At 71.0% G+C, this 14,196-nt stretch carries 11 protein-coding genes and 1 tRNA gene; 4 read left to right on the top strand and 8 right to left on the bottom strand.

From position 1 onward, the window contains the following. Positions 1 to 112 precede the first annotated feature (112 nt). The 4 genes from ACFVYF_RS05255 to ACFVYF_RS05240 form a co-directional block, all read right to left on the bottom strand. Positions 113 to 1,636 carry an MFS transporter gene (locus ACFVYF_RS05255; protein ID WP_389451048.1) on the bottom strand — a complete coding sequence of 508 codons (1,524 nt, stop codon included), beginning with the start codon at positions 1,634 to 1,636 and terminating at the stop codon, positions 113 to 115. A 258-nt stretch (positions 1,637 to 1,894) separates the two neighbouring features. Next, positions 1,895 to 3,289, bottom strand: coding sequence for a PLP-dependent aminotransferase family protein (locus tag ACFVYF_RS05250; RefSeq protein WP_389451045.1), 1,395 nt, complete (start codon positions 3,287 to 3,289; stop codon positions 1,895 to 1,897). Positions 3,290 to 3,423: 134 nt separating this feature from the next. Continuing rightward, positions 3,424 to 4,914, bottom strand: coding sequence for an aminopeptidase P family protein (locus ACFVYF_RS05245; RefSeq protein WP_389451042.1), 1,491 nt, complete (start codon positions 4,912 to 4,914; stop codon positions 3,424 to 3,426). Between the two features lie 90 nt (positions 4,915 to 5,004). Continuing rightward, positions 5,005 to 6,516: a PP2C family protein-serine/threonine phosphatase gene (locus ACFVYF_RS05240; RefSeq protein ID WP_389451039.1), complete on the bottom strand. Its 1,512-nt coding sequence runs from the start codon at positions 6,514 to 6,516 to the stop codon at positions 5,005 to 5,007. 472 nt (positions 6,517 to 6,988) lie between these two features. Here ACFVYF_RS05240 and ACFVYF_RS05235 point away from each other — a divergent pair, with 472 nt between their 5' ends. Together ACFVYF_RS05235 and ACFVYF_RS05230 are read left to right on the top strand one after the other, a co-directional pair. After that, complete coding sequence (locus ACFVYF_RS05235; RefSeq protein WP_389451036.1) at positions 6,989 to 7,654, top strand: bifunctional DNA primase/polymerase; 666 nt, start codon at positions 6,989 to 6,991, stop codon at positions 7,652 to 7,654. Between the two features lie 54 nt (positions 7,655 to 7,708). Continuing rightward, positions 7,709 to 8,290: a hypothetical protein gene (locus tag ACFVYF_RS05230; protein WP_389451033.1), complete on the top strand. Its 582-nt coding sequence runs from the start codon at positions 7,709 to 7,711 to the stop codon at positions 8,288 to 8,290. A gap of 231 nt (positions 8,291 to 8,521) precedes the next feature. On the opposite strand, the gene ACFVYF_RS05225 is transcribed toward ACFVYF_RS05230, so the two are convergent. The 3 genes from ACFVYF_RS05225 to ACFVYF_RS05215 form a co-directional block, all read right to left on the bottom strand. Continuing rightward, positions 8,522 to 9,487 carry a DUF5926 family protein gene (locus ACFVYF_RS05225; protein WP_389451030.1) on the bottom strand — a complete coding sequence of 322 codons (966 nt, stop codon included), beginning with the start codon at positions 9,485 to 9,487 and terminating at the stop codon, positions 8,522 to 8,524. A 216-nt stretch (positions 9,488 to 9,703) separates the two neighbouring features. Next, on the bottom strand, positions 9,704 to 10,336 hold the full coding sequence (locus ACFVYF_RS05220) for an ATP-binding protein (protein WP_389451027.1): 633 nt from the start codon (positions 10,334 to 10,336) through the stop codon (positions 9,704 to 9,706). Positions 10,337 to 10,443: 107 nt separating this feature from the next. Further along, on the bottom strand, positions 10,444 to 11,253 hold the full coding sequence (locus ACFVYF_RS05215) for a glycerophosphodiester phosphodiesterase (protein WP_389451024.1): 810 nt from the start codon (positions 11,251 to 11,253) through the stop codon (positions 10,444 to 10,446). A gap of 257 nt (positions 11,254 to 11,510) precedes the next feature. Here ACFVYF_RS05215 and ACFVYF_RS05210 point away from each other — a divergent pair, with 257 nt between their 5' ends. Beyond that, complete coding sequence (locus ACFVYF_RS05210) at positions 11,511 to 13,121, top strand: S1C family serine protease (protein WP_389451021.1); 1,611 nt, start codon at positions 11,511 to 11,513, stop codon at positions 13,119 to 13,121. A gap of 213 nt (positions 13,122 to 13,334) precedes the next feature. Then, positions 13,335 to 13,421 (top strand) — tRNA-Ser (locus ACFVYF_RS05205). A 130-nt stretch (positions 13,422 to 13,551) separates the two neighbouring features. Here the strand turns inward: ACFVYF_RS05205 and ACFVYF_RS05200 are convergent. Then, positions 13,552 to 13,809 (bottom strand): hypothetical protein, encoded by a 258-nt coding sequence (locus tag ACFVYF_RS05200; RefSeq protein ID WP_389451018.1) that lies wholly within the window; start codon positions 13,807 to 13,809, stop codon positions 13,552 to 13,554. Positions 13,810 to 14,196 lie beyond the last annotated feature (387 nt).

Below are 14,196 nucleotides of genomic sequence, written 5' to 3'. Positions count from 1 at the left end.
ATAGCTGAGTGCCAGCGGGACAGGGTGCGTCGACGGAACGGTGTGTGCCTGCGTGCGGCATGGGTCGTCGGCCGCCCTGGAGTTGCGCGGCCACCCGCCGGCCGGGTCCGTATTACGCGGCTATCGCCGACCGGGCCGGCGGCCCGGTGGAGGGAACGCCCGCCGGTATCGACGACTGCTCGTCGGCCCGCAGGGCCTCCGCCCACCTCGCTGCCGGGCCCATCCCGAGCGAGGCGGCCAGCATCACGCCGCCCAGAAGCAGCCATCCAGGGGTTCCCCAGCCGACGAGCAGGGCGGTCAGAACCAGGGGGCCCAGCGTGCGGGCCACCGTGACACCGGTGCCGAAGAAGCCCTGGTACTCGCCTGTGCGGTCGGCCGGGGCGAGGTCGAAGGCCAGCTGCCAGGAACCGGCGGACTGCTGCATCTCGGCGGCGATCTGAAGGAGCGCGCCCACCACCAGAATCCCCGCCGCGAGCCAGGGCGCGGTCCCGGCGGAGAGGGCGAACACCGCGCACGACGCCAGCATCACGAACCCGGAGCGCCGTATCGCCCGCGTGGCGGACGAAAGGCCTGTGACGCCGCGGGCCATCCGCACCTGGAAGGCCATCACCGCACCCGTGTTGAGCACGAACAGGGCGGAGACCAGCCAGGCGGGCGCGTCGGTCCGCTCGGTGATCCACAGCGGGATGCCGAGGCTGAGCAACGGCATCCGCAGCAGCAGGACCGTGTTCAGCAGCGTGACGAGCGCGTACGGGCGGTCGCGCAGGACACCGAGTCCGCGATCGCGGTGCACCGCGACGGACGGCACGGAAGGAAGCCGCAGCAGCAGCGCCGCGCAGAACAGGAAACTCACCGCGTCCAGCGCGAAGACCCCGAGATACGCGGCCCGCGTCCCCGCGTGCAGCGCGAGTCCGCCCAGACCGGCACCCACCGCCAGGCCGGCGTTGAGCGTCGACTGGAGGTGCGCGAGCAGTCCCGTCCGCTCCCCGGCCGGTATCAGCCCGGCCAGCAGCGCCTGCCGGGCCGCCGCAAGCCCCGAGTGCCCGGACGCGTACGCGCATGCCGCGAGCAGGAAGGGGACGAAGCCGCGCACGACCAGGAAGGACGCGACCGCCAGCGCGGTCGCCAGCGCGAGCAGCACCGCCGTGCCGCGCGGTCCGCGCCGGTCGGCGAGCCGGCCCAGCGGCACACCCACCAGCGAGCCGATCGCCCACGCGACGGTCAGCCCCAGTCCCACCCGGGAGGGAGCCAGGCCGACCACATGGGTGAAGTACAGAGCGGAGGTGACGTAATACGCGCCGTCGCCTACGGAGTTGCTGAGCTGGGCGAGTGCCAGCACCCGCTGCGGACCCGCGGGCGGCAAGAGCCGACTCGCCTTGGCGGGCCTGCCGCCGCTCGCAGTCCGGCTCGCGAAGCCACCGGCGGTTTCTTTCGCGAAGCCACCGGCGGTCTCCTTCACGAGACCGCGAGTGGTGGCGTCCGTGAGGCCGTGATTGGTGTCGTCCGTGAGACCGCGAGCGGTGGCGGCCGCGAAGCCGCGAGCGGTGGCGGCCGCGAAGCCGTGAGCGGAGGCGTCCGTGAAACCGCGACCGGTGTCGTTCGCCCGGTCCCTGGAGCGTGCGGCGCGTTTCGTCATGTCTTCGACGCTACGGGCCGGGTGGGTCGCTCAACAGGCCCAATTATCACGCCTTTTCATGACCCAATTCATGCCCGCCCATGACATCCGTCATGCCGGACCCCGTCCCTGCCGGGCCGGCACCGGGTCCCTGCCTGATCGGCACCGGGTCCCTGCCTGGTCGGCACCGGGTCCCTGCCTGGCCGGCACCCGGTCCCTGTCCGGCCGGGCCCGCGCCCGTCCGCAGCCGATCCCTCTCAGGCCCGCACTCGACCCCCCTCAACGCCCCCGCTCCACCCGCCCAACCTCCCCCAACACCCCTCCCAGCACCTCCAACGCCTCGGGATACACCCGCTCCCGAGGCGTCCCGTACCCGACCACCAGCCCTTGCGGCCGGTCCTCGGCCGTCGCGTGCCAGTGGTCGCCGAGGTGCCCGACCGCGAGCCCCTCCCGTTCGGCCAGTGCCAGCACCTCGGCCTCGTCCGGCACCTCCACCAACGCATGCAGCCCCGCCGCGATCCCGCGCACGCTCCAACGCGCCCCCAGCCGGTCGAGAAGCTGGTCCCGGCGCCGTCGGTACCGCAGCCGGGAGGCGCGCACATGCCGGTCGTACGCATGGCTGGTGATCATCTCGGCGAGTGCCAACTGACCGATGGTCTCGGTGTGATGATCGCTGTGCAGCTTGACGTCGGCCACCGCGTCGACCAGGTCCGGGGGCAGCACCATCCAGCCGAGCCGCAGCGCCGGGCCGAGGGTCTTCGAGGCCGTGCCCAGGTAGGCGACATGTCCCGGCGCCATCCCCTGGAGCGCGCCGACGGGCTGCCGGTCGTAACGGAACTCCCCGTCGTAGTCGTCCTCGACGATCAGCCCGCCACGCGCGCGTGCCCAGTCGGTGAGCGCCCGCCGCCGCTCGGGGTGCAGGGTCACGCCGGTCGGGTACTGATGGGCGGGAGTGACGACCACCGCGTCCTCGTCGGTCAACTGCCCAGCACAGGCGCCGCGTTCGTCGACGGCCAGCGGCACCACCTGCCCGCCGCCCCGCCGCACCACATTCCGGTGGAACGGCAGCCCGGGATCCTCCATCGCGACCACTCCGCCGTCCAGCACCCGCGTGAGGAGCGCGAGTCCCTGCACGTATCCGGAAGTGATCACGATCCGCTCGGGCGGTGCGGTGACGCCGCGGGCCCGTCCCAGGTATCCGGAGAGGGCCGTCCGCAGTTCGATGCGGCCGCGCGGATCCCCGTAGTCGTAGGCCAGGGAGGGTGCGGTCGCGATCGCGCGCCGCAGCGCCCGCAGCCAGGCCGCCGCCGGGAACGCACCGACGTCCGGGCTGCCGGGGCGCAGGTCGAAACGGGGTGCACGCACGCGTGGAGCCCCCACAGCGGGCGACACGCCGTCCGTCGGCAGCGCGGCCACCTCGGTGCCGGAGCCCTGCCGCGCCCTCAAGTAGCCCTCGGCGACGAGCTGGTCGTACGCCGCCTTCGCCGTCCCCCGGGATATGCCCAGCTCGGTGGCGAGCCGCCGGGTGGCAGGCAGGCGCGTGCCCGGTATGAGGCGTCCGTCGCGCACGGCGTCCCGCAGCGCCCGTTCGAGCCCCGCCCTGCGTCCGTTCACCCCGTCCGGCTCCAGATGCAGATGCAGATCCACACCGACGCCGGACCAGAAGTCCTCCACGAAAAGCCGCCCCCTAGAAACGCCTGGTCACCACTGGACATCACTGGACACTGGACACACGAATGGCCGGGTACCCCACCGGTACCCGGCCGTCCGTGTCGTACCGCCCGTCATCAGCCGTTGACGGGCACTTTCTAGCCCTTCAGGGACGCCATCCAGGCCTCGACCTCGTCGGAGCGGCGCGGCAGCCCCGCCGACAGGTTCCGGTTGCCGTTCTCGGTGACCAGGATGTCGTCCTCGATGCGGACGCCGATGCCGCGGTACTCCTCGGGGACGGTCAGGTCGTCCGCCTGGAAGTACAGGCCCGGCTCGACGGTCAGGCACATGCCCGGCTCCAGCGTGCCGTCGACGTACGTCTCGGTGCGGGCGGCCGCGCAGTCGTGGACGTCCATGCCGAGCATGTGACCCGTGCCGTGCAGCGTCCAGCGGCGCTGGAGGCCCAGCTCCAGGACGCGCTCCACGGGACCCTCGACCAGACCCCACTCGACGAGCTTCTCGGTCAGCACGTGCTGCGCGGCGTCGTGGAAGTCGCGGTACTTGGCACCCGGCTGCACGGCCGCGATACCGGCCTCCTGGGCCTCGTACACGGCGTCGTAGATCTTCTTCTGGATCTCGGTGTACGTGCCGTTGACCGGCAGCGTGCGCGTGACGTCCGCGGTGTAGAGCGTGTGCGTCTCCACGCCCGCGTCCAGCAGGAGCAGGTCGCCGGAGCGGACCGGGCCGTCGTTGCGCACCCAGTGCAGCGTGCACGCGTGCGGTCCCGCGGCGCAGATCGAGCCGTAGCCGATGTCGTTGCCCTCGACGCGGGCGCGCAGGAAGAACGTGCCCTCGATGTAGCGCTCGCTGGTCGCCTCGGCCTTGTCCAGGACCTTCACGACGTCCTCGAAGCCGCGCACGGTCGAGTCGACGGCCTTCTGCAGCTCGCCGGCCTCGAACTCGTCCTTGACCAGCCGCGCCTCCGACAGGAAGACCCGCAGCTCCTCGTCGCGCTCGGCGGTCACCTTGTCGGTGAGCGCCGCCTCGATGCCGGCGTCATGGCCGCGGACGACCCGGACCGGGCCGGTGGCCTCGCGCAGCGCGCCGGCGAGCTCCCGCACGTCCGAGGCCGGGATGCCGTACAGCTGCTCGGCCTCGGCCAGTGAGTGGCGGCGGCCGACCCACAGCTCGCCCTGTCCGGACAGCCAGAACTCGCCGTTCTCGCGGTCGGAGCGCGGCAGCAGGTAGATCGTCGCCTGGTGGCCGCCGCTCCGGGCCGGCTCCAGGACCAGGACGCCGTCCTCGGTCAGGTTGCCGGTGAGGTACGCGTACTCGACCGAGGCGCGGAAGGCGTACTCCGTGTCGTTCGAGCGGGTCTTCAGGTTGCCCGCGGGGATCACCAGGCGCTCGCCCGGGAAGCGCGCGGACAGCGCGGCACGGCGGGCGGCGGTGTACTCGGCCTGGGCGATCGGCTCCAGACCGCGCAGCTCGGTGTCCGCCCAGCCGGACTTCATGTTCTCGGCGAGCTCGTCGGACACGCCCGGGTACAGGCCGTTCTTGCGCTGCTTGATCGGCTCTTCCTCGCCCGCTTCGTCAGCGGCTTCGTCGAGCACGGCTTCCGGGGTCTCCGGGGTGAGCGCCTCCGACACGGTCTGCCTCCTAGTTACGACTCTGGACCACCCCCCATCGTACGGTCGTACGGAAGGGGGCCCAGGGCCGTAGGACCTGTTACCGCGCGCTCACTCGAACCGCGCCGCCAGCAGGACGACGTCCTCGTCGCTGTCCGCCTCGTCGAGCCCCTCGGGCAGCACACTCCGCAGGACGTGGTCGGCGACCGCGTCCGGATCGGCGCGCAGCGCCCGCGGCACACCCGCGGCGGCCGCGTGCAGCCGGGCGAAGGCGCGGTCCATGGGGTCGCCGGTGCGATGCAGCAGTCCGTCGGTGTAGAGGAGCACCGTCTCGCCCGGCTCGGCGCACAGCTCGACGCTCGGCGCCTCCCAGCAGGCGAGCATCCCCAGGGGAGCCGACAGGGACGTCTCGACGAACTCGGTGCGCCGCTCGCCGATCACCAGGGGCGGGCTGTGTCCGGCCCCGGCGAGGGTGATCTTGCGCAGGGCCGGTTCGCAGTACGCGAAGAGGGCGGTGGCGGAGCGGGCCGGCTCGGTGAGCCGCAGCAGCAGTTCGAGGTCCGACAGGACGGCTACGGGGTCCTCGCCCTCCATCACGGCGTACGCCCGCAGGGACGCTCTGAGGCGGCCCATCGCGGCAACCGCGCTGGGCCCGGAGCCGGTGACCGATCCGACGGCGAGTCCGAGGGCGGCGTCGGGCAGCGGCAGCGCGTCGTACCAGTCGCCACCGCCGCGCGGACCGGTGCGGTGCCGGACGGCGAGCTGGACGCCGGAGACCCGGGGCAGCCGCGGGGGAAGCAGCTCCTCGGAGATCGTCGTCATGCACGCACGCGTGCGCTCCAGTTCCGTCAGGCGTGCCAGGTGCTCGGCCGCGTAACGGGCGTACAGCCCGATGAGGTGACGCTGGCGCTCGACCGGCTCCGCGGGCTCGTCGTAGAGCCATACGGCGGCGCCCAGCCGGCCCGCGTCGTCGGTGGACAGGGGGAGTGCGTAGCTCGCGGCGTAGCCGAGCCGGGCGGCCACTTCGCGGTGGCGGGGATCGAGCCCGTCCCCGGCGAACAGATCGGGCTCGGCGATCTCGCCCTCGCCGCCCGGCAGTCCGTCCAGGATCTTCCCGTACGACATGGAGCTGCGCGGGACGGTCTCGATGTGCCCCAGATCCGCGCGGGCCAGGCCCAGGCCGATCGTGGTGTCCGGGCCGAGCCCGTCGTGCGGTTCCAGGACGACGAGGCCGCGCCGGGCGCCCACGAGGGCGGCGCCGGCGCGCAGCAACTCCTGGAGGGCGTCGGTCAGGGACGCGGTACGCGCGAGACGCTCGGTGAGTTCGTGCAGGGTCGTGAGATCGGAGACCCAGCCCGCGAGGCGATCTTGAAGAACGGCTCCGGCGCCGGTGGAAGACGTGGCTGATGGGGTACCCGTGGCGCTAGGCGTCGGCGCGACAGTGTGTGCGGGCGCGGGAACCGTGGAATCGATTCCGGCCACTTTCGGGAGGTGAGGGGCGTTCATGGTGTCCGGCTTTCCGACCGGTGCGTATTGCTCAATAGCATCGCAAACCCCCATGTCATTCTGCGCCGCTAGCAGTGTCTCCACATGTACACGCACTCGTGAGGGGATGTCCAGCATTGTCCTGCTGGGATTCCTGGTGTCCATGAGACACTTGCGGAAAAGCAAAGTTGGCTTAAAACTGCCTCGGGTAACGGGTTATTGAGGTCGACTGGCCTAGCTCGACGGAGCGTCACAGCGGTCGTGATGGGTACGTACTCGGTGAAGGCCAGGGGCGGTTGAGATCCGCCCGGAACCTGGCAGCGGACCCGGGCGTCTTAACCACCGACGACCGTGCCCCATCCTCCCGTGGCGGAGGCGGCGAGTAGTACTCGGTACGGCAAACGCCAGGCGCCGCCACCCCACGCCATGCCCCTGCTTCTGATAGACGCAGTATGGACGCCGACGCAGCCAACGCTCGGCCCATAGGGGTTCCCCTTGCCTCGTGCAGGGGTGTGATGCGCCAGCAGGTACGCACAGTGAAGAGATCGACACATGGTGTGATTGTGATCCACAGTGTTGCCAGGCGTGCAACGGAAAGGAACGAGCGCTCATGCGCGAGATCCTCGGAAGGCGACGCAGGCTCCTGTCCAGGCGAAACAGCAGGAGCCCTGAGATGCTCAGCGCGGCCCTGACCTTCGCTACCCAATGGCAGTGGCCCGTACTCCCGGGTGTGGCACCGGATCCGCGAGGGCGGGCCGGCTGCGCATGCCCCGACCCGGAGTGCACGGTGCCAGGTGCCCACCCCTTCGACCCCGGCCTCCTCGCGGCCACCACCGACGAGCGCATGGTGCGCTGGTGGTGGAACAACCGGCCATCGGCACCGATCGTGCTGGCCACCGGAGGCACGGCTCCCTGCGCGGTGAGCCTGCCGGCTCTCGCCGCCGCCCGCGCCCTCGACGCCCTCGACCACATGGGGATGCGTCTCGGCCCGGTCGTCGCCTCCCCCTCGCGGTGGGCGATCCTCGTCGCGCCGTACTCCCTGGAGCAGCTCGGCGAGCTGCTGTACGCCAAGGACTACGTCCCCGGCTCCCTCCGCTTCCACGGAGAGGGCGGCTACATCGCGCTGCCGCCGTCCGAGACCGGCCAGGGCCAGGTCCGCTGGGAGCGGGCTCCGCTGCCCGGTTCGGCCGTGCCGTGGGTGCCGGATGTGGAGGCCGTCGTGGACGCGGTGGTCGAAGCGCTCACTCGTACGGGTGTGAGCGCGCCCGAGTTGTAGGGGTGTCGGGCGCGCGGTGAACCGGGCGCCCGCCCCGCCCCTTATCTTCCCCTCATGAACCTTCGCCTGCTCGCACTCGCGGGCGTAGTGGCGGTCACGGTGGCTCTTCCGCTGGCCGTGGCATCCGCAGGACCCGTCGGCGACGGCGGTCCTGCGGCCGTACGTGCATCAGGACACGACGGCCGGCACGACGAACTCGGGGGCGGGCACGGCAACGAGTACCGGGACGGGCGCGGCGACAGCAAGGGGACGGTCCCCGAACCCGGGCGCTCACCCCTGCTGCTCGGCCTCGGGCTCGCCACCGCCGCCCGCTGTGGGCCCGAACTCTCCTCCCCCGACGGGATCGAGGCGCAGACGTGTGTGCTGACGCAGGGTGAGGACACCTGGGCGCGTACCTACTACCGCAACGCGACGGGCGACGAGCTGAGTTCCGCACTGAGTCTCATGGAGCCCGATGGCCGCACCGTGCAGATGTACTGCGCGGTGGGCGCCGGTGACGAGCCGGGTATGTGCGAGACACCGCGGCGGCACACAGCGGGCGAGCCGGCGGCGTACACGGCGGTCGCGGAGTTCGCGGAGGGGGCCGGGCGTGGACCGCTTCTGCTGCGGTCGGGCAGCAACTCTCGCCGCTCGTAGGCGCGTTGGCGCCGAGGGCCGGGCTGCGCACATGAAAAGACCCGGTTGCTGGCGACGGGGGATGCACCAGCAACCGGGCTAATGGAACGGTAACAAGAGATCGGCTTTTCGCAAATTCGATCTCGGCTATTCGGACACGGATTTGCCTGTCACAACTGGGAGTTGTGACAGGAGTCACCCGATTCGCCGGACCTCGACCAGCTGACCGGCCGTTCAGTGCGAACCTGTGTGTCAGCTGAGCGTGACCTGTCGGTTGGTCAGGCCGCCGCGCGCGCGTCGCTCGTCCGCACTGAGCGGGGTGTCCGCCGCGAGAGCGGCCGTGAGGCGCTCGGCGAACTCGGCGGCCGGCTTCTCGATGTCGTCGGCCGTGACGCCGGTCGGCAGATCCCAGACCGGCACCGTCAGGCCGTGTGCCCGGAAGGAACCGACGAGACGCGTGCCCTCGCCGAGGCTGGAGCGGCCTGCCGCGTGCAGCCGCGCGAGGGCGTCCAGAAGGTGCTCCTCGGCGTACGGCATGACCCAGCGCAGGTGGTTCTTGTCCGGGGTCTCGCACCAGTAGGCCGCGTCGACGCCGGCGAGCTTGACGGTCGGGATGGCGGCCGCGTTGGCCCGCTCCAGGGACGCGGTCACTTCCGGTGTCGCGTTCTCCGCGTCGGGAACCCAGAATTCGAAGCCCGCGTGCACAACTGGCTCGAACGCGCCTTGGGGGTCGAGCAGATCCTGCAGCCGCGGACCGTCGGCGGGGGCGCGGCGGCCCTCGACCGGTGTGCCGGGCTCTGCCGTGAGCGCGCGCTGGAGGGTGTCGGCGAGGTCGCGGCTGATGTCGCCGGACGCCGTGTCGTTCTGCAGGCCGAGGAGGACCGAGCCGTCGTCGCGGCGCAGCGCGGGCCACGCCATCGGCAGCACGGTGGCGAGCGTCACCGAGGGGACGCCGTCGGGGAGGCTCTCCTTGAGCTTCAGCTCGACGGTCGCCGCGGGCACCAGCTCGCGCAGGGCGATCCAGTCGCCCTCGCCCGGCAGGCTCTCGAACGGGCGCTGCACCAGCTCCGTCACCGCGTGGGCGGCCGCCCGGCCGTGACAGGCCTTGTAGCGCCGGCCGCTGCCGCAGGGGCAGGGCTCGCGAGCGCCGACGACCGGGATCTCCCCGTCTTTCAGCTGAGGCTGCTTGGCCTTCGTCTGGGAACGCTTCTTGGCCATCGTGGGTGTCTCCCGGTTACGGCTCGTCCTGTACGGGCGCGAGCCTAGCCGTTCGTACGAGGGCCGACGGGACCCTGTGGACAACGCACCGCATCGTCCCGTGGTCCCGCGGGCGGTGCTCGGTCCGGGGTCACCCGGGCCACGTCCGTGCGGTGCGTGCCGGGTCGAGTGGTCCGGAACGAGCAGGCTGGGGCGAGTCGGTCTCGGCCGGTGGGCTCAGTCCACGTCCTCGAAGGCGTCCACCAGACTCAGCTCGGGTATCGCGGTGGACACGGACGGGGACGCGACGCGCGTAGCGAAATCGTCACGGCGGTGCGCGGTCCCGACGTCGTCCTGGACGACGACCCACACCGTGACCTCACCGCGGGTGTCGTCCCGGACGCCCCAGTCCTTGGCGAGTGCCGTGATGATGTTCAGCCCACGGCCCCCGCGCGCGGTGACCGAAGGCGTGGCCGGAACCGGGCGGGTCGGACCACCGCCGTCCGTGACCTCAACCGTGAGACGGCCCGCCGTGTCGACGCGCCATGCGGCGCGTACGTCGCCGTCGCCGGCCAGGGCGTCGCCGAGTGGCCTGCCGTGCCGGCAGGCGTTGCTCAATAGTTCGGAAAGGATCAGAACGGCGTCGTCGATGACCGCTTCCGCGACGCCACCGGTACGCAGCTGGTCCCGCATCCGGTGTCTCGCTGCCCCTACGCCCGCAGGGCCATGGGGAACGGCCATGCTCGACGACGCGGGCACCTCCTGTGCCACCACCAACGCCACCCCCGAGACCTCCTTTGCCCCACGCCACGGTGTGAATGCCCCTTTGGACTGGACCGGAAACCGGCCAACCCACGTCCTCTGACGCACTCGTAACGATCGAATACGGACCGAACGCGCCGGTGCACTCCCTGTAATCGCGTGGCCGGTTTTCGACGGATTTCCGGTGGCCGGAATTCGGGGTGATCTCGGTCCGGTCAGCGGCCCAACTGGTGCAGCACGGCGCGCGGACGGTTGGTGATGATGGCGTCGACGCCCAGGTCAACGCAGAGATCGACGTCCTCGGGCTCGTTCACGGTCCACACGTGCACCTGGTGACCGGACCGCTTGAGGCGCTCGATGTACCCGGGGTGACCCCGCACGATCCGCATCGAAGGGCCTGCGATCCGGACACCGGCGGGAAGCCTTCCGTCGCGCAACCGGGGTGAGACGAACTGCAGCAGATAGACCGTCGGCAAAGTCGGGGACGCGGCGCGGACGCGGTGCAGCGAGCGCGCCGAGAAACTCATGACGCGTACGGGCGACTCGGCGGCCGTCTCCGGGGCGTCCAGGCCGAAGCGCTTCAGCAGGAGCAGCAGCCGCTCCTCGACCTGGCCCGCCCAGCGGGTGGGGTGCTTGGTCTCGATGGCCAGCTCCACGCGGCGGCCGGCGTCGGCGACGAGTTCGAGCAGCCGCTCCAGGGTGAGTACGGAGGTGTCCTCCGGGTCCCCGGGGCCGTGTTCCCAGTCGGGGGCCTCGTCACGACCCTTCCACGAGCCGAAGTCGAGGGCGGCGAGGTCGGCGAGCTCCAGCGCGGAGACCGCTCCGCGGCCGTTGGAGGTGCGGTTGACACGGCGGTCGTGGACGCAGACGAGATGGCCGTCCGCGGTCAGCCGTACGTCGCACTCGAGGGCGTCGGCGCCGTCCTCGATGGCCTTCCGGTACGCGGCCAGAGTGTGCTCGGGAGCCTCTTCCGAGGCACCGCGGTGGGCAACGACTTGGATCGGATGCTGTCGTGCGAGGGTCACCGCGTCATGGTGCCACCGTCGCGGGGTACGCGTGGAGGCGAAGACGTCGGGAATGCGTCTGTTTCGTCAGAAAGGTCCGATATAAAGGATGGTCTCGGACCCACAGCGACCGCTTATGGTGCTCTGACGGCCGGTGGGAAAAGCTGACGGCATACAAAAGCACATGCACAGCTGAATCGCGCCGGCCCGTCCACAAGCGTGAGTGAGCGTGACCGAGTGCGACCGAGAACAACAGCCGTGGATCGAGGAGAAGAGCTGTGAGCACCGAGAACGAGGGCACCGCGGTACCCCCGGCCCCGTCCGCGCCTCCCGTGCCGGTGGACGCTCCCGCTGCTTCCGCGAGGAACGCCCCGCCCGAGGGCGGCGCGCCGACGACTCCGATCCCTGCGGTGCCCCAGGGTGCGCCCGGCGCGTCGGAGCATGACCTGGTGTCCGCACCGCAGGGCGCGCCCTACGCGGCCGCCGGCGCCGCCCCGGGAGCGGGTGCCCCCGGGCAGGGTCAGGGTCAGGGCTTCGGTGAGCACGGGCATGGTGCTCCGGGTCAGGGGCAGGGCTTCGGTGAGCACGGGCATGGTGCTCCGGGTCAGGGGCAGGGCTTCGGTGAGCACGCGCAGGGTGCGCCCGGCTCGTCGTCCGTTCCCGAGGGTGGCTGGCCGCCGCCTCCGCCCGCCGTCCCGTCGTACGCGGACGGCGGTGGTTCGGGGTCCGGTTGGGGCTCCTCCTACGAGCAGCCCGCGCCCAAGCCGAAGTCCGGCCGCGGTGGTCTGGTCGCCTCGATCCTCGTGGCCGCGCTGGTCGCGGGGGGCGTCGGCGGCGGTATCGGCTACTCGCTGGCCAAGGACAACGACGACTCCTCGGGCTCCACGACGGTGTCCGCCTCCGAGAGCGGCGGCGACCTCAAGCGCGAGGCGGGCACGGTCGCGGGCGTGGCCGCCAAGGCCCTGCCGAGCACCGTCACCATCGAGGCCGAGAGCAGCAGCGGCGAGGGCGGCACCGGGACGGGCTTCGTGTTCGACAAGCAGGGCCACATCCTCACCAACAACCACGTCGTGGCGGACGCGGTCGACGGCGGCAAGCTCACCGCGACCTTCGCCAGCGGCAAGAAGTACAACGCCGAAGTGGTCGGCCACGCACAGGGTTACGACGTCGCCGTCATCAAGCTCAAGAACGCGCCCTCGGACCTGCAGCCCCTGGCGCTCGGCAACTCCGACAAGGTGGCCGTCGGCGACTCGACGATCGCGATCGGCGCGCCCTTCGGCCTGTCCAACACCGTGACCACGGGCATCATCAGCGCCAAGAACCGCCCGGTGGCCTCCAGCGACGGCAGCGCCAGCAGCAAGGCCTCGTACATGAGCGCCCTGCAGACCGACGCGTCGATCAACCCGGGCAACTCCGGTGGCCCTCTCCTGGACGCCGGTGGCGCGGTCATCGGCATCAACTCCGCGATTCAGTCGAGCGGCGGCGGTCTGGGCGGCACCAGCCAGTCCGGCTCGATCGGCCTGGGCTTCGCGATCCCGGTCAACCAGGCGAAGTACGTCGCCCAGCAGCTGATCAAGACCGGCAAGCCGGTGTACGCGAAGATCGGCGCCTCGGTCTCCCTGGAGGAGGGCACCGGCGGCGCGAAGATCACCGAGCAGGGCGCGAACAACGCCGCCGCGGTCGAGTCCGGCGGCCCGGCCGCCAAGGCCGGCCTCAAGCCCGGTGACGTCATCACCAAGCTCGACGACATGGTGATCGACAGCGGCCCCACTCTCATCGGCGAGATCTGGACCCACAAGCCCGGTGACACCGTCAAGCTCACGTACACCCGCGGCGGCAAGACCCACACGGCCGACCTGACCCTGGGCGAACGCGAGGGCGACAGCTGAGCCGACGCGGCGTCTGGTGGGCTCGCGTGAGGCGGCCGACGCCGCGGCTGGTGGGCCCACCTGAGGCAGCCGACGCCGCGTCGCGGGCCCACCTGGGGCAGCCGACGCCGCGCCCCCGCCGCTCACCTGAGGCGGGGGGCCAGGTGAGCCGCGGACGTGCCGCTCGACCCGTTAGTCTTGTCCCCGCGCGGCCGACGATCGTGGGCCGCGCGGGGTGGGTTGCCCGAGCGGCCTAAGGGAACGGTCTTGAAAACCGTCGTGGCAGCGATGTCACCGTGGGTTCAAATCCCACACCCACCGCAGCTGAACGGCCCCTGACCAGCAAGATCGGTCGGGGGCCTTCGTCATGCCTGATGCCCGCTCCGCACCGCTGGCCCGTGGTTCCCCGTCCGATCGGGCACGCGAGGGACACGGCCTACTCCGGGGGCGACTACTCGTGCGGGAGATCGCAAGCGTCACGCTCCAGGTGCAGGCGACGGAGCTCTCGTAGCTCGGCGACGGGAAAGGGATGCTGCACCCACTTCTTCAGGTACCCGTCCTCGCCGTGCAGCTGAAAGACGTCTTGCGCGGCTTCCATGACCACGTGACCGATAGTGCTGCGCGGCTGGACTGAGCTCCACAAGAGCTCGCCTTCGTCGTCAGGCAGATTGAAGCTGTTGAACATGTCAGGGAACAGGTAGATCCCCATCTCGACGGCTGTCCCGCGGCTGTTGAGGACCCACCTCACTTCTGGGGGCTCCAAGTCGAACGAGAACTTCCGAGTAGCGTCAGGTCCGTACAGCCCTGCAACGCCCACGAGTAGATCAGCAAGAGCATTTGTGCAGTAGCTCGGACTGCATTTCTGCTCCGACTCACCATCGGCGATTCGATACGTTGCCCAACCAGATCCGGTCAGACTCCAGCTGAACTGGAGATCACTCGACACTTGATCCCTCCCCTGTACGAACGACCTTGACGCCCTGGGCCGCGACTGCCGGCTCTGCCTGGATCCATGGCGGACGGGATGGGAGCACCCCACGCACGCCATTACGCGGCCGGCACTCGCGAACGGCGCCCCGCCATCTCGGAACCTGAG

Origin of the sequence: Streptomyces sp. NPDC058274, from assembly GCF_042881375.1 — a bacterium.
Classification (GTDB): Bacteria; Actinomycetota; Actinomycetes; order Streptomycetales; family Streptomycetaceae; genus Streptomyces.
This window is presented reverse-complemented; position numbering and strand designations above follow the sequence as displayed.

Excerpts from the sequence above, each read along its gene's own strand:
- ACFVYF_RS05240 (WP_389451039.1), bottom strand. The coding sequence starts at position 6,516 with ATGCTGGACATCCCCTCACGAGTGCGTGTACATGTGGAGACACTGCTA.
- ACFVYF_RS05200 (WP_389451018.1), bottom strand. The coding sequence starts at position 13,809 with ATGGGGATCTACCTGTTCCCTGACATGTTCAACAGCTTCAATCTGCCT.
- ACFVYF_RS05255 (WP_389451048.1), bottom strand. The coding sequence starts at position 1,636 with ATGACGAAACGCGCCGCACGCTCCAGGGACCGGGCGAACGACACCGGT.
- ACFVYF_RS05230 (WP_389451033.1), top strand. The coding sequence starts at position 7,709 with ATGAACCTTCGCCTGCTCGCACTCGCGGGCGTAGTGGCGGTCACGGTG.
- ACFVYF_RS05225 (WP_389451030.1), bottom strand. The coding sequence starts at position 9,487 with ATGGCCAAGAAGCGTTCCCAGACGAAGGCCAAGCAGCCTCAGCTGAAA.
- ACFVYF_RS05235 (WP_389451036.1), top strand. The coding sequence starts at position 6,989 with ATGCGCGAGATCCTCGGAAGGCGACGCAGGCTCCTGTCCAGGCGAAAC.